Source organism: Nostoc sp. (assembly GCF_036917395.1).
GTDB lineage: Bacteria > Cyanobacteriota > Cyanobacteriia > Cyanobacteriales > Nostocaceae > Nostoc.
The window spans coordinates 88,528-114,359 of sequence record NZ_JBALDI010000079.1; the positions used below are offsets into that span (position 1 = coordinate 88,528).

Annotated in this window: 20 protein-coding genes; 14 read left to right on the top strand and 6 right to left on the bottom strand. The window is 43.1% G+C overall.

Features of this window, described 5'->3' with window-relative positions:
* Positions 1–18 precede the first annotated feature (18 nt).
* The gene (locus V7K46_RS27740) at positions 19–585 is read left to right on the top strand and encodes a Uma2 family endonuclease (protein WP_335118962.1); all 567 of its coding nucleotides are present in this window, start codon (positions 19–21) and stop codon (positions 583–585) included.
* Here the strand turns inward: V7K46_RS27740 and V7K46_RS27745 are convergent.
* Positions 582–3,194, bottom strand: coding sequence for a chloride channel protein (locus V7K46_RS27745; RefSeq protein ID WP_335119080.1), 2,613 nt, complete (start codon positions 3,192–3,194; stop codon positions 582–584). The two genes, V7K46_RS27740 and V7K46_RS27745, sit on opposite strands and share 4 nt — an antisense overlap.
* Before the next feature lie 335 nt (positions 3,195–3,529).
* Here V7K46_RS27745 and V7K46_RS32200 point away from each other — a divergent pair, with 335 nt between their 5' ends.
* Entirely contained in the window at positions 3,530–3,910 is a 381-nt protein-coding gene (locus tag V7K46_RS32200; RefSeq protein ID WP_442939879.1) for a hypothetical protein, read from the top strand.
* A gap of 113 nt (positions 3,911–4,023) precedes the next feature.
* Here V7K46_RS32200 and V7K46_RS27755 read toward each other — a convergent pair whose 3' ends face one another.
* Both V7K46_RS27755 and V7K46_RS27760 read right to left on the bottom strand, forming a co-directional pair.
* On the bottom strand, positions 4,024–4,305 hold the full coding sequence (locus V7K46_RS27755; RefSeq protein WP_335118967.1) for a hypothetical protein: 282 nt from the start codon (positions 4,303–4,305) through the stop codon (positions 4,024–4,026).
* An 88-nt stretch (positions 4,306–4,393) separates the two neighbouring features.
* Complete coding sequence (locus V7K46_RS27760) at positions 4,394–5,623, bottom strand: tetratricopeptide repeat protein (RefSeq protein ID WP_335118969.1); 1,230 nt, start codon at positions 5,621–5,623, stop codon at positions 4,394–4,396.
* A gap of 893 nt (positions 5,624–6,516) precedes the next feature.
* Here V7K46_RS27760 and V7K46_RS27765 point away from each other — a divergent pair.
* Genes V7K46_RS27765 through V7K46_RS27780 form a run of 4 tightly spaced genes read left to right on the top strand, consistent with a single transcriptional unit; the run spans position 6,517 to position 12,006 of the window.
* Positions 6,517–8,010, top strand: coding sequence for a sensor histidine kinase (locus V7K46_RS27765; RefSeq protein WP_335118971.1), 1,494 nt, complete (start codon positions 6,517–6,519; stop codon positions 8,008–8,010).
* A gap of 22 nt (positions 8,011–8,032) precedes the next feature.
* Positions 8,033–8,461 carry a response regulator gene (locus V7K46_RS27770; RefSeq protein WP_335118973.1) on the top strand — a complete coding sequence of 143 codons (429 nt, stop codon included), beginning with the start codon at positions 8,033–8,035 and terminating at the stop codon, positions 8,459–8,461.
* Positions 8,462–8,472: 11 nt separating this feature from the next.
* Positions 8,473–9,510, top strand: a complete 1,038-nt coding sequence (locus V7K46_RS27775) for a sensor histidine kinase (RefSeq protein WP_335118975.1) — start codon at positions 8,473–8,475, stop codon at positions 9,508–9,510.
* Between the two features lie 21 nt (positions 9,511–9,531).
* Complete coding sequence (locus V7K46_RS27780; RefSeq protein ID WP_335118977.1) at positions 9,532–12,006, top strand: GGDEF domain-containing response regulator; 2,475 nt, start codon at positions 9,532–9,534, stop codon at positions 12,004–12,006.
* 103 nt (positions 12,007–12,109) lie between these two features.
* Here the strand turns inward: V7K46_RS27780 and V7K46_RS27785 are convergent, their stop codons facing one another.
* Positions 12,110–12,583 (bottom strand): hypothetical protein, encoded by a 474-nt coding sequence (locus V7K46_RS27785; protein WP_335118979.1) that lies wholly within the window; start codon positions 12,581–12,583, stop codon positions 12,110–12,112.
* Between the two features lie 144 nt (positions 12,584–12,727).
* On the opposite strand from V7K46_RS27785, the gene V7K46_RS27790 reads away from it, so the two are divergent.
* From V7K46_RS27790 to V7K46_RS27805, 4 genes are all read left to right on the top strand, one after another.
* Entirely contained in the window at positions 12,728–13,624 is an 897-nt protein-coding gene (locus V7K46_RS27790; protein ID WP_335118981.1) for a YihY/virulence factor BrkB family protein, read from the top strand.
* Between the two features lie 95 nt (positions 13,625–13,719).
* The gene (locus V7K46_RS27795; RefSeq protein WP_335118984.1) at positions 13,720–14,226 is read left to right on the top strand and encodes a DUF4112 domain-containing protein; all 507 of its coding nucleotides are present in this window, start codon (positions 13,720–13,722) and stop codon (positions 14,224–14,226) included.
* A gap of 19 nt (positions 14,227–14,245) precedes the next feature.
* A complete protein-coding gene (locus tag V7K46_RS27800; protein ID WP_335118986.1) occupies positions 14,246–15,178 on the top strand; it encodes an alpha/beta fold hydrolase in 933 nt (310 codons plus the stop codon).
* A 983-nt stretch (positions 15,179–16,161) separates the two neighbouring features.
* Positions 16,162–16,827, top strand: a complete 666-nt coding sequence (locus V7K46_RS27805) for a class I SAM-dependent methyltransferase (RefSeq protein WP_335118988.1) — start codon at positions 16,162–16,164, stop codon at positions 16,825–16,827.
* Between the two features lie 480 nt (positions 16,828–17,307).
* Here the strand turns inward: V7K46_RS27805 and V7K46_RS27810 are convergent, their stop codons facing one another.
* The gene (locus V7K46_RS27810) at positions 17,308–19,080 is read right to left on the bottom strand and encodes a fasciclin domain-containing protein (protein ID WP_335118991.1); all 1,773 of its coding nucleotides are present in this window, start codon (positions 19,078–19,080) and stop codon (positions 17,308–17,310) included.
* Between the two features lie 723 nt (positions 19,081–19,803).
* The gene (locus V7K46_RS27815; protein ID WP_335118993.1) at positions 19,804–20,139 is read right to left on the bottom strand and encodes a hypothetical protein; all 336 of its coding nucleotides are present in this window, start codon (positions 20,137–20,139) and stop codon (positions 19,804–19,806) included.
* A gap of 658 nt (positions 20,140–20,797) precedes the next feature.
* On the opposite strand from V7K46_RS27815, the gene V7K46_RS27820 reads away from it, so the two are divergent.
* The 4 genes from V7K46_RS27820 (at position 20,798) to V7K46_RS27835 (ending at position 25,690) form a co-directional block, all read left to right on the top strand.
* A complete protein-coding gene (locus V7K46_RS27820; RefSeq protein ID WP_335118995.1) occupies positions 20,798–21,166 on the top strand; it encodes a hypothetical protein in 369 nt (122 codons plus the stop codon).
* Between the two features lie 49 nt (positions 21,167–21,215).
* Entirely contained in the window at positions 21,216–22,487 is a 1,272-nt protein-coding gene (locus V7K46_RS27825) for a lipid-A-disaccharide synthase-related protein (RefSeq protein WP_335118997.1), read from the top strand.
* A 438-nt stretch (positions 22,488–22,925) separates the two neighbouring features.
* Positions 22,926–24,662, top strand: a complete 1,737-nt coding sequence (locus V7K46_RS27830; RefSeq protein WP_335118999.1) for an ABC transporter ATP-binding protein — start codon at positions 22,926–22,928, stop codon at positions 24,660–24,662.
* A 263-nt stretch (positions 24,663–24,925) separates the two neighbouring features.
* Entirely contained in the window at positions 24,926–25,690 is a 765-nt protein-coding gene (locus V7K46_RS27835; protein WP_335119002.1) for a cysteine hydrolase family protein, read from the top strand.
* Positions 25,691–25,832: the final 142 nt, after the last annotated feature.

A 25,832-nucleotide genomic window follows, 5' to 3' on the forward strand; every position in this document is an offset into this window, starting at 1 on the left:
AACTACTAAGGTACTAAAATGGTCATGAGCCAAAGTGAGTACTATATCTCCCCAGAAGAATATCTAGAAGGCGAGAAAGTAAGTGAAATCAAACACGAGTATATTGATGGGCAAGTCTACGCAATGGCAGGGGCAAGTGATGCTCATGTCACAGTTAGCATGAATATATCTATGCTGTTACGAAACCATCTCCGGGGTAGTGGTTGCCGTGTTTACATGTTAGACATGAAAGCACAAATTGATGTGATAAATCGCTATTTCTATCCTGATATAATGGTAACTTGTGATCCACGAGATAGAGAATTTGAATATTTTAAGTCCTATCCTTGCTTAATCATCGAAGTACTTTCTGAATCAACAGAAGGCTTTGACAGAGGAAAGAAATTTGCTAATTACCGACACTTAGAATCACTGCAAGAATATGTGCTAATTTCACCAGATCGAATGAGTGTGGAATGCTTCCGCCGCAATCAGGAAGGACATTGGGTACTTTACCCTTATGAAAAAGAAGAAGTGCATTTAGCTAGCGTTGATTTTCGTTGTGCGATAGCAGCTATATATGAAGATGTATTATTAGTAGATTAATTAACTTCTCCAATAGCAGATGCTGCACGGACCAAAATCACAGTTTGGTTATTATTACGGCAGATAGTTGCTGGGATATTACCATGCACTACTTGTTGCAACATTCCCTCACGAGAAGCCCCCAAAATAATCACATCACTCTGGTTGCGTCTAGCACAATCCAAGACGGCTTCTGACACAGAATTTGCATAGAGTGGATCAATTGTTACTAAACCTTTGAGCCGTTGTTTGAGAAAATCAGCAGCTTTTTTGAGAGTTGTTGTATCCGCTTCAGTTTTATTTGGTTCAAACACTTGACATAAGTTGACCACTGGAGTTTTACTCACTGAAGTCAGTGCTGGGAGCAATTGAATTGCCTGTTGGGCATTGGGGCCACCCGCTATCGGTACTAACCAGCGTTCCAAGTGGGTTTGCTTATTCAGCTTGACTAACACCACATCACAGGCTGCTTGCCGGATAACCGTATCTACAACGCGACTAAAGACCCTTCCCGGTGTGGCTGTGCTGCCTTTCCAACCCATCAGCATGAAATTAATATGGCGGTCTTGGATAGTTTGCAAAATTGCTTCTGACAAGTCGTGAGCAACTCGAATTTGGGTATGTACTGGGATATGCCATGTCCGTCCCAAACGCACTGCTTGCCGCAGTGGCCCCATAGCTGCCTTGATATTCACTTGGGTTTCTGCAAGAATCTTGTGCTGGGGGACAACAATAATATGCAGACATTCTATTTCATAATGGCGATCGCGGGCAATTGCGATCGCCATTTCCAACAGCATACCTGCTGTTTTTGGGTTACTCAATGGCACCAGTAACCTTCCCTGTCCAGTTTCCGGCGCACTGGTATGGTAAATCACGCGGGATGGTTCGGCTTTAGAACCTGCAAAGTCTTCAGAACCATTGAAATAGGCAGCTTGCACCCGAATAATATCACTACGGGTAATGATACCCACCAAGCGGTTTCCTTGCACAACTGGTAAACAGTTAATCTTGTAACGGTTGAGCAAGTGCAGCACATGGGCAAGGGTATCAACAGGAGAGGTAGTTACTGGTTCTGGAGTCATCACTTGGGCCACAGTGCGATGCTCACTTAAACCTGTTTGGGAGAGATTTGTGATATCTTGCTGGGTTAAGATTCCGACCAATTTACCCTTTTCCAATACTGGAAAGTGGCGGTGGGAGGATTCGGAAAATGCCTGCAATGCCTCATCCCAACTCATCCCGCTCCCCAGAGTTTCCACACTCGGTTGCATAACATTGGCTGCGGTTAGTTGCGTCCAAGGCGCTTGGGAATTGGTTTCTTCTGGCAAATGAATGCCTTTAAATTCTAATAAATTGTCGTATAGTGATCCCGTTTCTAAGGCTTCCGCCACCAAATAAGCAGTTACCGAAACAATCATCAGCGGTAACACCAAATTAAAGTCAGTTGTCATCTCAAACACGATGATCACTGCCGTAATTGGGACTCGCGCCACCCCACAGAAAAATGCCCCCATCCCAACTCGTGCATAAGTTGTCGCCAAACTCACAGCTAGGAAGTGGTGTTCTAAGGTTCCTACCAAATAACCCAAAGCTGCTCCCAATCCTAGTGTGGGAACCAGCAATCCAGCAGGCGCACCAGAAGCGTAAGTAAACAGGATAAGTAGGAACTGAAGAAAGAAAACTAGCGCCACTAATTGCCAGTTTGCTTCACCCGTCAGCAACAGTTCCCGTAATCCAGCGTTGTCCCGAAATAATGAGGGAAGGCAAGCAAATACCAATCCCGTCACTAATCCAGCCAGTCCCATCCGCCAAGGTAAGCTGATTTTGAGAAAGCGACGACTTAAACCCAAACTGGCGAGAACTCCGCGATTGAACAGCACGCCCCCGAATCCTGCCAAAATTCCCAACAGTAGATAAAAGGGAATTTCCGACACATAAAAGCTGGTGTTAGCAGCCGCTAAATGCAGATTTAAATCTAAACTATGAGTGTCACAAACACGGGCAACAACAGAACCAATAAATGAAGCCAGGATTGCCGTTCCCAAGGTGATGTCAGAGACATCTTGCAAAAGTTCTTCGACAACAAATAATACCCCAGCAATCGGGGCATTAAAGGCAGCCGCGAGTCCCGCCCCGGCTCCAGCTGCAATCAGTTGGCGACGGTGTTCAGGGGAGGTGGGAAACCAGCGACTAAACTGATTGGCTAAGGCTGCACCAATTTGCACTGTAGGCCCTTCCCGCCCCAAGGGCATCCCAGATGCTAGCACCAGCGTTGCACCGACCAATTTCACCAAAGCAATTCGCAAGTTGAGAGGCATGGGCACCTTTGCCAGCACCGCTTTTACTTCCGACATCCCGCTACCAGCAGCTTCAGGGGCGATGCGCTCCACCAACCAGCCTGCGAGAAATCCGCCCACTAACCCAATTATCGGCAGTGCCAACAAAGCAGGAAACTGATGGGATATTTGTAGTCGCCACCCACCTAACAATCCCACACCTTGCCCTAACAAGACAGCAGCCAATCCAGAGACTAAACCAATCAGACAAGCTTGCACCATTGCAAGGCGTTTAGTGGGCAAAAGCTTATGGGAGAGCCGCTTCCAAAAAATCTGCCCCATGCGTGCCATGTTGATTCTAAACTTGACAACCAATTAGCTACCCATTTAATTCAATCACTATAATAATCACACGAATAAGTTACTAGTGGGCGATCGCTAGAAACCAGCAGTTCCAACCGGGCATATTCTTTTGGAGTCAGGTGTAAAAGTTCGTCTGCATATGTAACTTCATAGGTGCTGGAATTTAAGCGCAGACTTCCCCAACAAAAGTCAGCTGTAGATATAGCGGTTCTCTATTGCATAAAATACAGACCTAACAAGAACAGCCCCAACCCTTGTAGCGTTGGCGGGTAAGCCTCAAAGCCTCTCTCCTTTTAATAAAGAGGAATGGAAGTGAGGTCAGAGTGTATTGCATACAAACGAGAAGCGCTATAGCTGTAAACAGATGTAGGTTAATTTTTGCAGGTCGAAACAATCGCATTGTCAGCCGCAACAATCGCATTGTCAGCCGCAACAATCGCATTATCAGCCGCAACAATCGCATTGTCAGCCGCAACAATCGCATTGTCAGCCGTAACAATCGCATCGTCAACCGCAACAATCGCATTGTCAGCCGCAACAATCGCATTGTCAGCCGTAACAATCGCATCGTCAGCTGCAACAATCGCATTGTCAACCGATGCATTAATATAAGTATTGTTTATGAAATGGTCGTTAGGCAAAGATTGTCAATACTGTTAGGACTCGACTTCAAACATTCTCAGGACTTACGCAAAAATTGCTAAAAAGCTTAATTTATCGAAGCGCCATTTTTACGAGAGGCTTCCACCAATGCACAGCGTCTCGTTGGTGCAGCCTCTCCAAGAGTTGAGAAGAATTTGTAGAGTGTGCGTAAGTCCTAATCCTCTAAGAAATAAGTTCCCAACTCTTTGATTTGCTCTACCCAAGCCTTAACATCATCAGCCGCTTTATATTTCCATTGAAGTTGAAGTACTTCTTTGATGTAAGAATCATCAAACACCACGTTGTTTTTATTTTCAAATATTGGTGCTTTAAATTTTACCTGAGCAGCCTCCGCAAACAAAGTTGCCATCTGCCTAATACTCAGATTTTCAGCCGTTGCAAGGTAGTGTCCTCCTTTGGAGCCTTTTCGTGCTGCGGCGATGTAGCAGTCTGCCAAATCTTCAACACGAATCTACGCTATCATAAAATCTGATGGAAATGGCTGATAGCCGTGGTGCGAATGGATAAAGTGGAGCTAATATTATCTACAAATTTGCTTTCGAGATTTTTTCAATTTGCCCAGTAAAGTATGCTTCTTGATGTTTGAGTTGGTGCGCTAATTCTAACCCTTTTTGAAAAGCTGTTAGTGCTTGAGGAAACTCTTTACGTTCTAGATACAATTGCCCAATTTGGTCATAAGCTTGCATCAACCCGTAAAAGTTGGCAGCTTGCGCCTCTGTCTGCACAAGAATTTGGCTAGCCTGCAAAGCCTCGTCTGTTTGTCCTTGAGAACGGTACAGCGCAATTAATTTTTGCAAAGCTTCACCAGCACGAACGTACTCCTGTAATTGCCAAGCAGTAGTATAAGCTTCTTGATAATTTTTAAAAGCTTCTAACAGTAAGTTAGGATCTTTCTTTGCTAGAGATTCGTAATCTGAAGCGATCGCTAGCTTTAATTCTGGTATTTCAGTAAGATTATTTTCATTGACGTAAATTTCTGTTAATTTATTAAGTACATTCAATGACTGCTGTGGTTGATTTGTCTGCTCGTAAATCTCAGCTAGCCGTTGCAAATATGTTAGCTCGTTTACACGATCGCCAACAGAAGTAGCTAAACCCAACAATTCCTCGTAGATTGGCGCAGCTTTGCGATAATCAAACCAACTCAAATTTAGTTCCCCAATTGTCTTGAGGATTTCTACCAGTGCTGTTGTATCTTTTTGCTGTCGCACCACTAACAAAACTTGGTCGTAAGCTTCTAGAGCGAGTTTAGGCGATCGCACATTTTGGTAAGCTTGCCCTAGCGATCGCCACAATTCTAGATCAATTTGGGCAGTTTTTTTCTGAGATTGTACCTGCTTTTGAATTGCTTGCAATCGCTGCGTAATATATTGTACTTCTTGACTATCGTTTTGCTTCCAGGCGATCGCCCCGACTCGTGATAGTGCTTGCACCTCTAGTGATGAACCTAAAAAGCGCCGCAAGCGAAGTTCTCGGTTCCAAATTTCAAATGCCGCCACCTGATCCCCTGCTTGCAGTTTTGCCGCTGCTTCTTGGTTTAAGGCATCCAGCGCTGGTTCTAACTTTTGCTGTTCTTCGAGAGTTAACGGCTGTTTATCCTTGGGCAAACGTGGTAACAGTGGATCGGGTGTGGTAATTTCTAGGGGACTAGGAGGAAATTTATCCGGTACTTTGGGCTTTTTACTCTCTGCCAGCGTCAAGGAACTGCTAAAGAGTGTAACAGCAGTAACAATCACAATTAAGCGCCTGAGCATGGGTACTTTACCTTCCCTTGAGTTAGTTGCATGAGATAATTGGTAATTATCCCCATGCCCTATTATTTACTAACTATTCCCCAGCTTTACAAGGTTGGGTTGAAGTACGAAAGTCAAGACGAGCCAGTGCAGTAGGTGGGTAAAGCCCGAATTGTACTCCTTGGGAGAACCCGCAAGGTAGCAACTGGCGTTTAATAGTCAAGGCTTATTATCCAATAAGCTTGGGATAAGCTTTTATTCTCCCCCTGCTCAAGAACAGCCTTCCCTGCCTCCCCTGCCTCAATGGATAAATTTCCTTAACTGAACCATATTGGGTTATTATCCTGCTCTCCTACATGACTTTATGTTTCTATCTAGTCTACGTATTTAGTAAGTCTATTTAATATCAAGCTAATATCATCAAACTTTTTTAAGTGCAATTACCGATACTTTATAGTACATTAATATAATTTCTGCAAGCGAAAATCTCTTGAAGATGGCTGCAAAAATATACTAAATAATTTGATTAAATTTATTATTGGCGTTCGCATCACTCAGAAAATATACCCTCCCAATAATTAATTAATACAGATATCCTTTATTAAAGCTAATTCGCTCTCGAAGTTAAGAAACTTGGTATCAGTTTCCAGGACTATGACGAGTAGTGCCGTGAAAAAGTATGAATCCAGATGTAGAGACGTGAAATATCGCGTCTCTACATAGGTTTTGACATCAAACAAAATCATTTTCATACTTCTTATTCAGCAACGCCAATTTTTTCATGGGTGCTATTTGGTGGAACGAAGATATAGCGGCTTAGACTAGGGTTGCTAGTCATCCTTCTTTTGTGGTCGCCGCAGGGACGGGTTTACCACTTTAGTCAGCGACTACTTTTTTAAATAGGAAGGTAAAAAATGGAATGGGCTATTTACAAAAAGAATACAGGCAGTTTTGTAATAGCAGTGGCAATTATGACTGGTGTTGGTGTCGTCTCTTATCTGAGTTTGCTTCAATATAAAGAAAACGCTCAATGGGTCACACATACACTTGAGGTGCTAGAAAAGACTAAAGAAGTAATGTCACTGCTCAAAGATGCAGAGACTGGGCAACGCGGCTATCTGATCACGGGCAAAGAACGGTATCTAGAACCCTATCGCACTGCAACTGGCAAGATTACTCAGAAGGTTAAGGCTCTGCGCCAATTGACTGTGGATAACCCCAATCAACAGCGGCGGCTCGATAGCCTTGAACCGATGATTGCCAAAAAACTGGTTTTGCTTGAACAGACGATTAAGGGGAGGAACGTACAGTTAGAGTCCGCACTGCAAATAGTTCAGACAGATCAGGGTCAGCAGGTGATGGAGGACATCCGAATGCTGACTATAGCTATGGAGAATGAAGAGAATCAGTTGTTGAAAAAGCGGTCAACAGAGGCAGACGCCAGCGCTCGTCAAACAACTGTGCTGACTATTTTTGGCAGCATTCTAGCTTCTGTTATCGTCGGTTTAGCAGCCATGATCACCAATCAAGAACTTGTCAAACGCCAGCGGATGGAGAAGTCTCTGCAAAAGGCTCGCAATGAATTAGAAATAGAGGTGAAGAAACGGACTGCCGAACTTGTAAACACTAACGAAGAATTGCAAACTGAAATTAATCAGCGCAAAAGCGCGGAGTCAGAGATTCTGCGCCTGAACGTCCAACTTGAACAGCGAGTCATTGAACGCACAGCACAACTCGAAGCTACTAACAAAGAGATGGAAGCATTTAGTTATTCTGTATCTCATGACCTGCGAGCGCCCTTGCGGAGCATCGACGGCTTTAGCCAAGCACTATTAGAAGACTATGCTGACAAGCTGGACGCACTAGGTCAAAACTACCTCTTGCGAGTGCGTGCAGCCACGCAGCGGATGGCACAACTCATCGACGATTTACTAAATCTGTCACGACTGACGCGCAGTGAGATGCGTTGTGAAAAGGTTGATCTGAGCGCACTGGTGGAGACGATCGCCACAGAGTTGCACAAAACCCAACCAGAACGCCAAGTAAAGTTTGCGATCGCGCCGGGATTGGTTACCAATGGTGATGCTCATCTGTTACGGATTGTGCTAGAAAACCTGTTGGGTAATGCGTGGAAGTTTACAGGAAAACATCAAAAAGCACAAATAGAATTTGGGCTTTTGCAGCAAGATGACATCCATGCGTATTTTGTCCGTGATGATGGCACAGGTTTCGATATGTCCTATGTCGATAAACTCTTCGGTGCCTTTCAGCGCCTGCACGCCATGACTGAGTTTGAAGGTACTGGCATCGGATTAGCTACTGTGCAGCGGATTGTTCACCGTCATGGTGGCCGTGTCTGGGCCGAAAGCGCAGTCGAGCAAGGCGCAACATTTTACTTCACCCTTTAACTACAAGAAGATATAAAACAAGATGATTCTATTAGTAGAAGACAATCCTGACGATGAAGCGCTAACTTTACGCGCACTTAAGAAAAACAATATTTTGAACGAGGTAGTGGTGGCACGTGATGGGGTGGAAGCCCTAGATTATCTCTTTGGTAAAGGTGTGTACGCCGATCGCGACATGAGCCTTATGCCGCATCTCATTCTCCTGGATTTGAAGTTGCCTAAAATGGATGGTCTGGAAGTTTTACGACACCTGCGAACCGACGACAGGACAAGAATCCTTCCCGTCGTCATTCTCACCTCGTCCAAGGAGGAGCAAGACTTAATCAATGGTTACAGCTTGGGTGCCAACAGCTATGTTCGCAAACCAGTAGATTTTTCCCAATTTAGTGAATCAGTGCGACAACTAGGGTTGTACTGGTTTGTCTTAAACGAATCACCACCGAGGATATAGTTTAGATGGGTATGGGTATACCTCTGCGCGTATTACTTGTTGAGGATTCAGAAGACGACGCTTTGTTGCTGCTGCGGGAACTGCAACGTGGTGACTATGAAGTAACCTTTGAACGGATTGATACACCCACAGCCATGAAAGCTGCGATCGCAGAGCAAACATGGGATATCGTCATCTGCGATTATTCCATGCCGACCTTTAGCGCCCCTGCTGCATTGAAGCAGGTCAAGGAAAGTGGGCTTGATTTGCCATTCATTATCGTCTCAGGCACTATTGGTGAAGATACCGCAGTAGCCGCCATGAAAGCTGGTGCCCATGACTACATCATCAAAGGCAATCTGGTGCGACTTACCCCTGCTGTTGCACGCGAGTTGCGTGAGGCACAGGTGAGACAGGAGCGTAAACAAGCAGAGGAGCAAATTAAAGCATCGCTTCAAGAAAAAGAGGTGCTATTGAAAGAAATTCATCACCGGGTAAAAAATAATTTGCAGATTATTTCTAGTCTGCTCAACCTGCAAGCAGATTATCTCAAGGACAATCAAGCCCTTGAGGTATTCAAAGATAGCCAGAACCGGATTGAATCAATGGCTCTGATCCACGAGAAACTATATCAATCTCAAGACTTGGCAAGGATTAATTTTGCTGATTATATCCAAGATTTAGTAACTAATTTATTTTATTCATACAATGTTAATTCCAGTACTATAACCTTGAAAATGAACGTTGAGGAAGTTTTTCTAGCCATTGATGCAGCTATTCCTTGCGGCTTGATTATCAATGAACTTATTTCAAATTCCCTAAAATATGCCTTTACCCAAACAGAACCGGGAGAAATTTGTATTGAATTTTGCTCCCTAGAAGCAAACTTTTTTACACTTACTATCAGTGATAATGGTGTCGGTTTTGCCCAAAATTTTGACTTTCAAACTACAGAATCATTAGGTCTGCGATTAGTAAAAGGTCTAACACATCAGCTACAAGGCAATATCGATTTTATCAGTCAGAACGGAGTAAAGTATAAAATTATATTTCCGACTAAAAGTTTCTAAAATTATCAGTTAAACAAAATCATGAAACCAGCAAATATATTAGTTGTTGAAGATGAAATCATCGTGGCAATGGATATACAAAATCGGCTACGAAAATTTGGATACACTGTTTTAGGGCTTGCCGATTCTGGAGAAGAAGCAATTAAGAAGGCAGCAGATAATTCTCTAGATTTGGTTTTAATGGATATTCACCTCAAAGGAAACATGGATGGTGTGGAGGCCGCTCAGATAATTCATAATATTTTTAATGTTCCAGTCATATATCTTACTGCTAATGCAGATGAATCAACATTAGATCGAGCAAAGGTAACAGAGCCGTTTGGCTATATTATTAAGCCTTTCAAAGAAAAAGAATTAAAGTTCACTATTGAAATTACCCTTTCCAAACATCGGACGGAAAAAAAATTAAAACAGAATGAACAATGGCTGACTACTGTACTTAAAAGTATTGGAGATGCTGTGATTACTAGTGACGCATCTGGATCTATAACTTTTATGAATCCTATTGCGGAGGTATTGACGGGTTGGAATTATTCAGATGCGTTTGGTAAAAAAGCAACAGAAATATTCAATATTACTCATGAAAAAACTCGTACAATAATTGAAAGTCCGATAACGCAAGTCCTTCAGTCGGGCGTTACTATAGGTCTACCAGAACAGACGATACTTATTGCCAGAAACGGTGCAGAAATACCAATTGACGATAGCATTGCACCGATCAAAGATGACAATGGTAACATCACTGGTGCAGTTTTAGTCTTTCAGGATATCACTGAGCGGAAGCATATATTGGAGGCACTAGCGCGTCGCCAGCAAGAATTCAAAGCATTAGTTGAAAATGCATCTGATATTATTTCCAGATTTAACACTCAATTGCGCTATGTTTACGTTAATCCAGCTATTGAAAAGGTTACAAGAATATCAGCCGAAACATTTATCGGCAAAACAAACGCAGAGTTAAATCTGCCGGAAGAATTTTGTCGGATATGCGATCATAAGCTCCAGCAAGTTTTCCAAACTAAGCAAGAGATGGAGTTTGAATGTAGTTTAGCGATCGCCCAGCAAACAAGACATTACCATACCCGTCTTGTCCCTGAATTAGCTAGCGATGGTTCAGTATATTTTGTCTTGAGTATCGCTCGCAACATTACTGCTCTAAAACTTGCGGAGGCGCAATTAATTCATGATGCCTTTCACGATGTCCTAACTGGGCTACCAAACCGCGCCTTATTTATGGAACGGCTAGAACGTGCGCTCATGCTGACAAAACGACGTGCAAACTATACATTCGCTGTTCTCTTTCTAGACCTCGATCGCTTCAAAGTTGTCAACGACAGTCTCGGTCATATGATTGGTGATCAACTACTAACTGCACTTGCTCGCAGATTGGAGAATTGCTTGCGCTCTGGAGACACAGTTGCCCGTCTAGGGGGAGATGAGTTTACAATTTTGCTTGATGATTTCAACAACATCAATGACGTAACAGGCGTAGTGGAGCGGATACACGAAGCTCTGACATCTGTGTTCAAACTTAGCGGGTACGAGGTATTTACTACCGTCAGCATTGGCATCGCCCTGAACAAGGGTAATTACAACCGACCAGAGGAACTCCTGCGCGATGCTGATATTGCAATGTATCGCGCTAAGGCATTGGGTAAGGCGCGCCATGAGATATTCGACTCAACCATGTATACCCAAGTTACGAAGCTATTAGAGTTAGAGATGGATCTACGACGGGCAGTTGAACGCCAGGAGTTTCAGATTCACTACCAACCAATTGTTTTGTTAGAAACTGACAAGATTATTGGCTTCGAGGCTCTCGTTCGCTGGCAGCACCCGCAACACGGATTAGTTCCTCCAGACAAGTTTATTCCACTGGCAGAAGAAACTGGGTTGATTATCCCTATTGGTTATTGGGTACTCCGCGAGGCTTGTCGTCAGATGCGTGCTTGGCAGGTACAATTTCCTACTGACCCACCCTTGACAATCAGTGTAAATCTTTCCACTAAACAGTTTTCACAACCCGAGTTGATTGATCAAATTAACCAAATTATGCAAGAAACTGGTCTGGAAGCCAGCAATTTAAAGCTGGAGATTACTGAAAGCGTACTTATGGAAAATATTCAATCAGCAACTTTTATGCTCTTGCAACTGCAACAGATGAATATCCAATTACACTTAGATGATTTTGGCATCGGCTATTCATCTTTGAGTTACCTGCACCGCTTTCCAAGCAATGCCTTAAAGATTGATCGTTCCTTTATTATCAAAATTGGTGCTAATGGAGAAAACTTGGAGATTGTTCAAGCGATCATCACCCTAGCACACAATCTAAATATAGATGTCATCGCAGAGGGCGTAGAAACGGTGGAGCAACTGGCACAACTTAAAGCCATGAAATGCAAGTACGCACAAGGATATTTTTTCTCTAAACCTCTGGATAGCAAATCGGTAGAGACATTAATTGCATCTGGCATTCAGCCGAGACAAGGATAGGGTCAGGGAATATACTACAAACGGATAGATAGAGTTAACAATTCAAAATTCTTGCATTCGTCTTGGAAAGCTCTGATGCCTGTCTGGAAAAATGACCAAATAATTACGAATTATTTTGACTTTCTTTTTCTCCTCCGGCTCGTTCCCGTGTCAAGCTATCAATAGCATCACCCAAGGCAGTAGTTAGGCTATTGCGGGTTTGGGCGTGGTTATCCTGCTCAGTTTTTAAAGCTTGCAAAAGGCGTGAGCGTTCTTTGATCACAGCGATGAGTTTAGCTTGTAAGTCCTCCACAGATTTTAATTGTTCTATTTCTTGTTGGATCGCTGTTACTGGTGTCTCAACAGCCATTGTCTCGACCTCAATACCCTGAAGTTTATACAGGTCTGCCTTCAGGGATGCGATCGCCTGTTGGGACAGTTGGGCATCTGTGCGGCGTTGTTCTGCTTCTGTGTTGTAAAGCTGACGCCATTTTTGGGCACTTTCCCAAGCAGCATCGCGCTCGTGTTGAAGTCCCGCCATCTGCTCTTTGAGTACCTGGATTTCTGTCAACCACTCTTGTGTTAAATCTTGATTCATAAATAAATAGTTATTAGTTATTAGTCATTAGTCAATGGTCATTAGTCATTAGTCAGGAACTCTCCTCTGCTCCCCACTTGGTATTCTTGCGGTAAAAAGATAAATGCGATCGCTAATAAACCCAACTAGTTTTAACTCTAAATCATGCCAAAGCCTCGTTTTTTCCGCTTCTTTCGCCACCTCAATTTGCACACGCTCAAAAAAACTTTTGCCAGGACAACCGAAAGACGACTTTTGGGACTGGCTTCAGAAATCGCCTTCAATGCCATGCTATCGCTATTTCCAGCAATTCTGGCTCTGATCACAGCCATTGGCTTATTGGCAGAATCTTTGCAAGCCACCTTTAACAAACTGGCGAATCAACTCAGTCAAATTCTACCTGAACAAGCACTGGATCTGATTCGTGATTTTGCCACCACAGAAATTACCGACTCCAAAAACAGCGGTTTGTTTTCTCTGAGCTTTGTATTAGCAATTTGGACAGCTTCTGGGGCGGTAAGTACCGTGATGACAGCCCTCGACCAAATCCATCAAATTCCTCCAGAAAAGATACGCCCCTTTTGGAAAGCCAAGCTCATCTCTCTGGGATTAACAGTCGGTACTATGTTGCTTTTAGTATTGGCTTCTTTGTTAGTGTTTACCAGCGATTGGCTATTGGCAATGGTAGTGCGCGGAAATGGTTCTTTGATCTTCTTGTTGCATCTTTGGCAGCTGTTACGCTGGCCTTTAGCTTTAAGTATTGTTGCTGTCGCCTTTAGCTTTCTCTATCGCTATGGCCCAAGCCAGTGGAACTCAGGCACGCCAATGATGCCTGGAGCAATTTTAGCAGCTGTTTTTTGGGCAATTTTGTCTGCCCTATTTCGGCTTTATGTGGCAAATTTTGGGAATTATAATAAAGTCTATGGTGCAGTCGGGGCTGTGATAGTTTTAATGCTCTGGCTGTCGATGAGTGCTGCTGTTCTATTAATCGGCGAGCAGTTGAACGTGACTGTCGGCGAAGATATGCGCCCAAAAGCACAGTCAGAATCCCCCGAAAAATAGTAGATATAGCTATAAATCCCTGATGAAACTTTTGCTAAAGCTCATTAGGGAAGTAGAATATCTAACGATTCAATCCAAAGCTAGCGATCGCCTTTATGCCTGATTCTCCTCCTCGGTTTTCGATGATTGAACCTGATACCAAAGCACCCACCTTGAAGCGCCTGCGTCAGTTAAGTCGGCTGCTGGATAATGTTATTACCATTCCTGGTACACAGATTGGTTTTGGTCTAGATCCAATTTTAGGACTTATACCTATTGGTGGTGATTTTTTGGGAGTCATGTTTTCTAGTTACATCATCCTAGAAGCAGCGCGGCTGGGTGTATCTAGAGCCACTTTAGGCAAAATGGTTTTGAATGTGATCATTGATGGCTTGGTAGGTGCTGTCCCAGTTTTGGGAGACTTTTTTGATTTTGCCTGGAGAGCTAACACTCATAATATCAAGCTATTGGAAGAGTACTTAAAGTTTCCTAGCCAGCAAAAGAGTGCAGACAGGTGGTTTATCTTTGCCGTTTTGGCTGGATTGTTGCTAATCTCCATTGTTTTAGTGGCATTACCAGTAATACTAATTAGAATATTGTGGAGCGCCTTTACTGGCGGTTAAATTATTTATTGATAAAGGAATGAAAGATTGGTGGCAAGCTACTTTTCCTGAAGGGCAGCAAAGTCTAGTTATTACTGATGCTAAAGGGTATCCTGTACAAATTGCTTATGGCGAAAAAGGTAAAGGGAAACCGCTAATTTTATTACATGGCATGGGTAGTTGGAGCTATAATTGGCGGCACAGTATAACACCATTATCGAAATATTTTCGGGTAATCTGTTTTGATGCCAAAAATTTTGGTTTTTCCGAAAAACCATTGTCTCGTAGAGAACACAACAGTCATCAACTTATTGAGTTTAAAAGAATTATTCAGGCATTATGTGATGAACCCGCAGTGATTGTAGCTGAATCTCTGGGGGGATTAGTTGCCCTTGCTCTTGCTCAAGAACATCCGCAGTTAATCGCGCAGCTTGTAGTAGTAAACGTACCTATTTTTACCGAACATCTACCCCATTGGGCTATGTGGTTACTTGCCCTAATGCCCCTAGAAATAATGCAAACAATTGACTCCTTACGGCTGGCATATTTGTTTGCACCTCTATTTAGAGAAATTATGGCAATAGAAAGACGTGGGGTATTATTCGATCCATCAATTTTGACACAGGAAGATGTCTATTGGATAACTTACCCGTTTATTGAACTGCCAGGTACGGTTGCGAAAGTTGCTGAAGAGTTACAAATAGCAGCGCGAGAAATTGAGAATTGGCAAGCAAATAAGCCCAATATGCTTACCCAAATTCAAAATAATCTGAGTTCAATTAAGTGTCCTACACTAGTTTTGTGGGGTGATCAAGATAGTTGGTTTCCTGCTAGTCATGGTGAAAAATTGCATCAGCATATTCCCAATTCCAAATTACAAATTTTGTCTGACTGCTGTCATGATGCCTCAACTGGTGCTTTTGAGGTGTTGAATGCAGCGATTCTTGAGTTTTTACGGGATAGTGATTTATAAAAAGAATTTATGTTCTAAACCTCATCTATGTTGAGAACCGTAGTTTTTGCCCTCACCCTAAATCCCTCACCCTACTGGGAGAGGGATTTAGGGTGAGGGACTTTTTTCCGCCTCCGCTTCTGGCAATATTGGGAGAAGGGGCTGGGAGATGAGGGTTTTTTCTTTTCATACGGAAAGAACTACAGTTTTCAAGGTGGATGCGGTTTAATTGAGTTGATGGTTGTTTTTTTGATTGGCATATTTGAGAGCGATGCCAGCAGCAGTCACTGAGCTTGCGTTGCCCTAAGCTTTGCCGTAAAGCCTACGGCATAACTACGCTTAGGGCGCAGCCTCTCCAAGAGTTGGGTCGAAGTGCGGGCTATGCCTACGCTAAATAAAAAGAAGAGTGGGAGGAAGCATATCAGTCAGCTTTCAAACTCCCACTCTGCCATTTGCCGCTGAAGTGACAGGAATATATATAGACGTTGCCCGTTATTTGGGGGCTAATGCGTACTTCAACAACAACGCCCATACATATTTAATATTCCTGTTGCAGCAAATGTCAAACCTGATTATTGATATTTATCTACTGAGAAATCCTCTGCAAATAATTGGTAAAAATAGTTTTTTATTTTTGTAAATCATTTAGTAAATAGTGTTTTACAAAAGTAATTTTTACGTGGTAGTCCCTGATAATAAAACCCTTGAAGTCGTTTATCTTTATACAATTTAACTTGGCTAATTAGAATATGGTTGCCATTTTGGCAGGTTTTTAAATTTCCTAATTGTTCATAAATAACCTTCATGAACTGCATAACCATTTGATCATTGTCCCAATACTTTTTGGCAAGTATAAAAGTGCATCATGCATCCAATCCAACTCTTGATTCAACGTGTAAATAGACCTAGACGAAGACGACAGAGATTAATCTCATTAGGGATTCCTGAAAAACCACTCTTAGGCGATAGTATAACTGTAGATTATTTCAATTCTCTGATCTCCCATGCCTAAACAGTCTATTGGTCTTGATAACCAACTCTATAATTACCTTTTATCCGTTTCGCTGCGGGAACCGGAGATTCTTTTGAAGTTACGCCAAGAAACCGCCAGCCATCCCCGAAGTGGAATGCAGATTTCACCAGAACAAGGGCAGTTTATGAGACTACTGGTACAGCTTATTGGAGCGAAGAAAACCCTGGAAGTTGGTGTATTTACAGGTTATAGCTCACTCTCAGTTGCCTTAGCCCTTCCTGAAGATGGCAAGATTATCGCTGCTGATGTGAGTGAAGAATTTACTGCGATCGCCCGCCGATATTGGCAAGAAGCCGGAGTTGCTGATAAAATCGATTTGCGATTGGCACCAGCTTTGGAAACTTTAGATGCATTGTTGGCATCTGGGCAAGCCGAGACATTTGATTTTGCCTTTATTGATGCTGATAAAGAAAATTATGATGGATATTATGAGCGATCGCTGCAATTGGTGCGTCCAGGTGGATTGATTGCTATTGATAATGTTTTATGGTCAGGACAAGTTGCTCAGGAGCAAAATCAAGATGAAAGAACCCAAGCTATCCGGGTGCTTAACGAAAAGTTACATCATGATGAACGGGTTACCCTCTCCCTTGTCCCCATCGCTGATGGACTTACTTTAGCAATCAAACGACCTTAATACAACATGAGTTTGATGAACCTCTGCCTGACTTGAACTTTAATTCAAGTCTGCACCTCTGCGACTCGCAGAGGGACAGTTTTGCATAGTAAAATCTGTTCCCAGTCTCAGGCTCTTAATGTCTACTGGGAGGTTCCGCCTTCCTTATTCGCGGTAGAACCGCAATCAGGTGCATTTCCTTTTTGGTAGGACTAGCCCTTTCAAGGTGACTCGAAAAATCTCGTTTTTTCTCTCTGCGCTACGGGCAGTTTGCTCAAGTCGGGAAACCCGCCCACGCAACTGCCCTCCTCTGTGCCTCTGTGGTTTAAAAGTAATTTATCTAACCACTCCAGACGCAGAGAACACAGAGGTAAGAGGCTTTTGCCTTAAGTTGACATCTATCAGCAATGTTGTGCCCCGATGCGGATCTCTTTACTATCAAAGAATGATTAATAAAAGCCTGAAACGACCTATGCATGGGAAATGCATACTATTATTTACTTAGAAGTTATAGCCAACTCCTAATTGTAGTCCGACATCAGTGTCATCCAGAAAAGCAGCATTTACACCACCTGTTAGTGTAAGTTTAGAACCGAGAGGAATATCTAGACCACCAGTTAACAGTAATCCAATATCAGTATCAGCGTTAGCTTCAATTGCTATGCCAGCACCTATGTAAGGAGATATAGCAAAGGTTCTTTCACCCACCGAACCTGCTCTGCGCGGAGAAAAATCCAAAGTTACGGGAACCAGAAATACTGTATCGTCCCCAAATATCACCGATGGTCGCACTGATAGAAAGTTTGTCAGACCAAATTTGCTGATTACTGTAAAGTTAGTATCGCTCAGAGCTGTATCGTCGCCGCTCAAACCAATGTTACCACCAACCCCGATGTAGCTTCTGCCACCACGAGTAGCTCTACCTACCGTAGGTGTCCCATTTGTGCTTCCTGTTGGTGGCTGATTTAACTTACTAATGTTAACATCCGGCGGGATCAGGACTTGGTTGACTGCATGGATAACACCATTGCTAGCTTTCACGTCCGCCTGGATAACTCTGGCATTATTCACCTCGACTTGATTGTTAGCGCGATCAATTTTAATATTTACAGGTCTTCCTTCATCGGTTGCCAGTTCCCCAGGCGAGAATTGACTAGCAGTTACTGCACCAGGAAGTACATGATATCTCAAAATCTTAATCAATGCTTCTCTGTTTTCTGGTTGCTGTAACTGTTGTAAGGTAGCAGCAGGTAAAGCCGCAAATGCTTCATCAGTAGGAGCGAAGACTGTATAAGGGCCTGGCTGTTGAAGAATATCAGTTAAACCAGCTGTCTTTAATAAAGAAGTCAGAGTTGTCAAAGAACTACTAGATGCAGCAAGAGAAACAATATCGGTACCTCTTTGAGTTCCACCAACAATATACTGAGTAGCTGGAAGATTACTAGCAATGGGTTGCACCCTTCCCTGTTTAGCCAAAGCTTGATATAAGAGTGCCGCAGCTTCTGCACGAGTCAGGGACTGTTGCGGATTGAGTTGTTTTACATCTGGATAATTAACAACAATACTAGATTGTGTTGCTGCTGTCACACTATTTACAGCGTAGTTCGGGATACTTGAGGCGTCATTGTAATAGGTGCTGAGGTCACTACTTGTTCCAGTGCTGCTAGGAGTTAAACCTAAACCACTCGCTAAGGCAACGATCCCCTGCACTCTAGGAATTTCTTGATTTGGTCTAAACACATTCCCAGGATAACCTGCCAAAAATCCAGTTTCATAGGCGCTCTGAATTGCAGAAGCCGCCCAATAGTTAGCAGGAACATCACTAAATCCACCTGCGCTTAATTGCCGAACTCGGTTTTGGTTACCGAAAGCTTTTTGAATTAAAGCGGCAAATTCAGCACGAGTCACAGCTTGATTTGGCCTAAAGGTGCCATCAGGAAAGCCAGCAATCACGTTATTGTCAGCTAGGGCTTGAATGAAGGGACGCGCCCAATAATCTGAGGAAACATCAGACAAGTTAACTGTTGAAGTAGGTGATGGTGTTGTAAGCGATGGTGTCGCAGGCGATGGTGTGTCAGGTGATGTTGTGTCAGGTGATGGTGTTGCAGGCGATGGTGTATCGAGCGATGGTGTGTCAGGTGATGGTGTCGTAGATGGAACAGTATTTTGAGATGAAGCTGGGGTAGAAATTAGGATGGGAGCTATTATAGCAGATGTCATTCCTAGAACTAGTAAAGCAACCCTTGCTGATGACCAACGAAACAAACTAGACATGGAAATATCCTCTTTTCAAATTCTTGGATTGACTATTGGAAAATACTGGATACAAGGTTAAGTGAATACAAATATCGAGATGATTGTTTGGTTTGCCTCGATATGGAAACCACAAATACAACCGTTAACTCTGGAAAATTTAAATGTTGGGCATTATAAGTAGCTGCTCTGACATCTGATCAAATTTATCCAAATGTTCACCACACATAGTATAGGATTCCTATTTGATTTTTAAAGAACCGCATGTAACACTAATAAGGATAAACAGGCATATTGTGGTAATATGGTATGTTGCAACAATCAAGAGAATGAGTGCAAGTAGTCGATTTTATAACTGATAAAATCGTTGTCAAGCACTAGGAAAATTGGCTTATAATAGCCGTCTCTTTATGATTGCCCAGGAGGGTTAATGCCGTCAAGCCCAATCTATCATGATCTTTAGCAAGATTAAAGAAATAAAATGTGTTTTGGCAATAAGCTGTATTGTTACATCTTTGATGAAAATTATACAACTAACTAAGGGCTGGATTCCGAGGAAAAACTTTCACTCTTTAGATAGTTGTCCCTGATGGGAAATTTTCAAATGCTAGACCGGAAATTAGCGATCGCAATCAAAATTTTCGAGCATGATTGCGCCAAGATTTTTAGCTAGGAATCATTTTTTTGCAAAAGACAATTTTATGAAAATAAACTCACAGATAAACTAGGATTTTCGGAAGATGTCTAATCTGCATCAATTTTGCTCATAACTATAACTCCTTTGCCATTGCCTGGATTTATACTGGTCTTGTAGCCCCAACCTTGAGCAATTTCGTAATTAACATTAGAATTTCGCTGCTCAATTAAGTGATAAATGTAGAGTATCCCATAGTGCCTGAAATTCATCTGCATCAACTTGTTGAGTATCTTCAGCACAGCTACAGTTTTCCTTAAGCTGCGCCAATAGATTCCGAAAAAGTTGTCACGATCGCGTCGGGAGTAGTTCCTCCAGCTTGGAACAAAAGTTGTGAAGAGTAACAATAGCCCCTCTTTGCTCACCATTTGGCTGATAAAAGCCACAGACCACATTCAAGCAAGGTTTACCTGTATTCTGGGTAACGATCGCAGAGTAAGTTTCACCTCCGAAAGGAGAGCCATCTTCATAAATAAAATGCTACCTGGGATCAAGCAAATTTTGCCCCACAAGCTGTTCTGCGGTCAGTCCCAGAATGCGATCGCAAGTTGCACTGCCAGCCTGGATAGTGCCATCAGCCAACTGAAGCACCATTCCCTCTTCTTTCCTGGCTACCAGAGACTAATTTGCTTTTTTACTAACTTGTCGGTGTAGCAGCTTGTCACTAGCCAACTGGTTTTGGGACTTTTTGCGTTTGGGATTTTAAAAAGTTAAATAGATTTAAACCTCATCTACGTTGAGAACTGTAGTTTTTGCCCTCACCCTAAATCCCTCTCCCTACTTGGGAGAGGGACTTATTTGTGGCTCCCCTTCTGGCAATATTGGGAGAAGGGGCTGGGGGATGAGGGTTTTCTCTGTTCATACGGAAAGAACTACAGTTTTCAAGGTGAACGCGGTTTAAAGTTAATCTAAGATTTTGCGGGTCATACTCAGCATAAATTTTAGGGCAATATCTTCCACCTTTAGGCTGAATATAACTAAATTTATCCACCTTTAAGATTTGTTCATCCACCTTTAATCCTCGTTGATCCACCTTTGATACTCGTGAACAAGTCTTTAATCCTCGTTGATCCACCTTTAATACTCATTAACAAGTCTTTGATCCTCGTTCATCCACCTTTAATACTCGTGAACGAGTCTTTGATCCTCGTTGATCCACCTTTAATACTCGTGAACGAGTCTTTGATCCTCGTTGATCCACCTTTGATACTCGTGAACGAGTCTTTAATCCTCGTTGATCCACCTTTGATACTCGTGAACGAGTCTTTAATCCTCGTTGATCCACCTTTAATACTCATTAACGAGTCTTTGATCCTCGTTGATCTCCAAACGATGGGAGCAATCGCTAATCATTCCCAACTTGCCGACAATCAGCCCAAGGTACACGCATCAATAATGCTACCAGAGCCATAAAATAAGATAAAATTCGCTGTTTTTTCCCTTTTGCTATCCAAATACCAAGATGCCTTCTAAGCGAATCTTATTTATCAGTAACGGCCACGGAGAGGACAACCATACCTCTCATGTTATTCAAACCCTGTGCCAATTATGTCCTTCTCTTGATATGGCAGCAATGCCGATTGTCGGGGAAGGGAAAGCTTACCGCAACTTGAACATTCCCATTATTGGCCCGACGCAAAAGATGCCCTCTGGGGGATTCTTTTACATGAAGCGCCTCTATTTGCTCAAAGATTTTCAATCGGGATTGATTGGGTTAACGTGGGGACAATTACAAGCGGTGTTGCACTATGCTCCCAATTGCGATTTGATTATGGCTACTGGGGATTTTGTCTCTCAGACATTTGCTTACTTAACAAAGCGCCCCTTCGTCTCCTTTATCTCTTGTCTTTCTGCCCTCTACGAAGGGCGGTTACGACTCAATCCGATTCTGTGGCATGATCTTAATTCTTCCAAATGTCTAACAGTTTTCACCAAAGATTCCTATACGGCTTATGACCTCCAACGGCAAGGTTTAACTAAAGCTCAGGTTGCTGGCATTCCGGCTTTAGATTGGCTCGTCCCTACTGGCAAAGACTTGCACCTGAAACCGGACGAGAGAGCGATCGCTCTCCTACCAGGGTCACGGATGCCTGAAGCCGCGCGAAATTTTTGTTTGCAGTTGCAACTAGTGGTAGAAATCGCCAAGGTGATGCCTGAGTCAGGATTTCAGTTTCGTGCAGCCTTGATACCGGATTTGATGCAGCAACTAGACGACATTGCCAAAAGTCAAGGTTGGCAGCTGAATCAAGGTATACTCACTTATTCTCCTCCAGAAAATTCTCCTGACGAATCACCGATTGTGGAAGTGAGATGTTATTCAGATGCCTTCAGTGACATCCTATGTTACTCTACTCTCGTCATTGGTATGGCAGGGTTGGCAGTGGAGCAAGCTGTAGCGATCGGCAAACCTATTATCCAAATTCCCGGAGAGGGTCCTCAATTTACCTATCAATTTGCCGAGGCGCAAACACGGCTGTTGGGCATTTCTGCCCAAACTATCGGCACTAAGCCAGCAACCCCTGAGATTCTCAAGCAAGCGGCTCAACGAGTAGTTGAGACTTTACAAGATTCAGACTATCTCGCTAAGTGCAAAGAAAATGGCCCTGAGCGATTTGGCCCGCCTGGCGCATCTGAGAGAATTGCCCGCTTTCTGCTAACCTATCTAGGAGAAACTGAGGAGAAATTACCGTTGCTGCCAAATTTTAATAATGAAGGTAAGGATAACAGAATCTAGGTAAAACAGCGAGTTATTCGTTGTCTCGTTCCCAGTCTCTGACTGGGAATGCCTAGTAAGAGGCTCCGCCTCAAGACTAGCGGCACCGCAATGAAAGAGCATTTCCAGCCAGAGGCTCTTAACGAGGTTTAAAAGGGGTTTGGGCTTAAGTTGACACCAATGAGCTTTTTCTGTGCCCAAGAGGATGTAGTTTATTTAACTAAATCATCCGGCATGAGAGCAAAAAGATGTTATGTGTGGAAAGCTGCTAATTATTGCATTCGGCAATTTTTTATCTATGGTCATAGTGCCATCTTCCAATCAGATGGATAAGTTAATGCAGCCAATTCAAGAGGACAAAAGTTTATAAGGTTGCACAATAAATTTTGAGATTGTTGGATAAATCATGGAAGGGATACTTTGCGGCGCTGGCAGAATATAAGCATACAGAATTGAACTATGAAAGTCCGCTCTAGCTACTGGCAACTGTTGCCTTATCTGTGGCCCCAATGGCCGCTGTTAATTCGGGGATTAGCTTGTATCTTAGGATTTGTGTTGTTCACCCTAGCAATACCCTATTTAGCAGGTAAGGTCGCTCTTTTTCTTGGTCAGGGAAATGTTAACCAGATTGCCTACTGGCTCGGACTAGCCACTTTAGTATTTTTGGTTCGAGGGTTTTGTCAATACGGGCAGAATGTCTTTATGATCGCTGCTGCTCTGGAAATGGTTTTAAACTTGCGTAAGCGAGTTTACGCTCACCTGCACAAACTCGGATTGGATTACTTTGAAACCACACAGACGGGAGACCTCACTTATCGCCTAACTGAAGATATCGACCGGGTAGGCGAGATTGTTGATAAGTTATCGCATCAGTTTCTTTCCAATCTGTTGCAGTTAATTGTAATTCCCATTTACATGCTCTACCTGAATTGGCCGCTGACGCTTGCAGGTTTGATTTTGGCTCCCCTGATGGCTTGGTTGATCGGAGAATTTGGTCAGCGATTACTCGTGCTATCTCGCCAGAGTCAAAATCAGGTTTCCAATTTGTCGGCGCTGCTAACTGAAGTATTTAGCGGGATTCGCGTCGTTCAGGCTTTTGCAGCACAAGAGTATGAAGTGAAGCGATTCAATCAGGAAGCAGAACGCAATCGTCAGGCTCAGTATCGCACTCAACAACTCAAATCCATTCAGTTTCCTGTTGTCGGTTTTTTAGAAGCAGTTAGTATTATGCTGCTATTTTTATTGGGAGGATGGCAGATTTCTCAGAATCAGCTAACATCTCAAGGGTTTATCAGTTTCTTAGCTGCTGTGGCTTTACTGATTCAGCCAATCGACATGATGATTAGCAATTACAACGAGTACAAACAGACTGAAGCTTCCGTCGAACGCATCTTTGAACTGATGGCGAAGCAGCCTAGCCTCAGCGAAAAATCGAATGCTCTGGAAATGCCACGAGTTATTGGCAAGGTAGAGTATCGTCATGTCAATTTCGCCTACAATCCCGACCAGCCAGTGCTAAAGGATCTTTGCCTGCACGCTTCTCCTGGTGATGTCATGGCTTTGGTTGGTTCTTCTGGAGCAGGCAAATCGACGTTAATTAACCTTTTACTTCGCTTTTATGACCCTCAGGCGGGTCAAATTCTGATTGATAATATTGATATCCGTGACGTTACACTCACCAGCCTGCGCCGTCAAATTGGGATTGTTCCCCAAGATATTACTCTTTTTTCGGGAACGATCGCCGAAAACATCGGTTACGGTCAGGAAAAATTAGATTTAGCAGCGATTCAAGAAGCGGCAAAGATTGCCAACGCTCACTCATTTATCACCCAGTTTTCTCAGGGTTATCATACCTGGGTGGGTGAACGGGGAGTTAACCTATCTGGAGGACAACGCCAAAGATTAGCGATCGCCAGAGCAGTTGCCAACGATCCGCGAATTCTCATCCTGGATGAGGCCACCTCTGCTTTGGATTCGGAATCAGAAACATTAGTTCAAGAGGCGCTGGAGCGAGTGATGCAAAACCGTACCGTGTTTATTATTGCCCATCGCTTGAGCAGCGTTCGTCGTGCTGACTGCATTCTCGTACTAGAACAAGGACAGGTGGTTGAAGCTGGTACCCACGCCTCCCTATTATCTCAGGAAGGACGGTATGCCCGTTTTTACGCCCAACAGTTCTACTCTACAGATAAGTAGGGCATTGTCATCCTAAAAATTGGCTGACAATATTTCCTAGAGATTTAAACACATTCAAACCCCACGCCACTATTGGCTTTTTAGTTAATTACTAGTACAGTACGGCAAAACAAGTTGCTCTAAGCCCCTTGTCATCAGGTAGGCCGGCAATCATAAACATTATGGATGGTAAAATTTAGCATATTTAACCTTGATTAAGTAATCGTCTTCTCAACTGAATTTCAAGTTACAAAATAGAAAATGGTCTTAGGTATTGCAATTTTATGAATTTACCATTACGGACATTGGGAGTTGCGCCAAATGCGTGGACAGTAAATGATGCGATCGCAGATATCACTCGTCCTCAAAAGACCCCACAACCCGTTATTTTATCAACAGAAACTAAAACCCTGCATTTAGACTTGGCAAAAGCTGCTATCCTCGTCATTGATATGCAAAACGACTTCTGTCACCCTGATGGCTGGTTAGCGCATATCGGCGTGGACGTAACTCCGGCGCGTCAGCCTATTGAACCTTTGAACAACTTACTTCCAGAACTGCGTGAGGTTGGTATTCCAGTCATTTGGGTAAATTGGGGGAATCGTCCCGACTTGCTCAATATTAGTGCTGGTTTGCGTCACGTCTATAATCCCACAGGGGAGGGTGTGGGATTGGGCGATCCACTGCCAAGCAATGGTGCTAGAGTACTCATGGCAGGTAGTTGGGCAGCGGCAATAGTAGACGAACTAGAACAGATTCCGGAAGATATTCGTGTGGATAAATACCGCATGAGTGGTTTTTGGGATACGCCCTTAGATAGTATCTTGCGGAATCTGGGAAGGACAACACTATTTTTTGCTGGTGTTAATGCTGATCAATGTGTGCTAATGACCTTATGTGATGCCAACTTTTTAGGATATGACTGTGTGTTAGTTAAAGACTGTACCGCTACTACTTCTCCTGAATATTGTTGGCTGGCGACATTGTACAATGTCAAACAATGCTTCGGTTTTGTCACGGACTCGCAAGCAATTTTAACAGCGCTCTAAAAGAGTGAGGAGTAATTCGATTTGAGATTTGAGATTGATTTCATGCATGAATGCTCTTTATTTGCTCAATAATTTGAGATTTTAGATTTGTTCTTGCGTTTAAATTCGCTTGATATCAAACTTTTTAAATTTTGGATTTTCC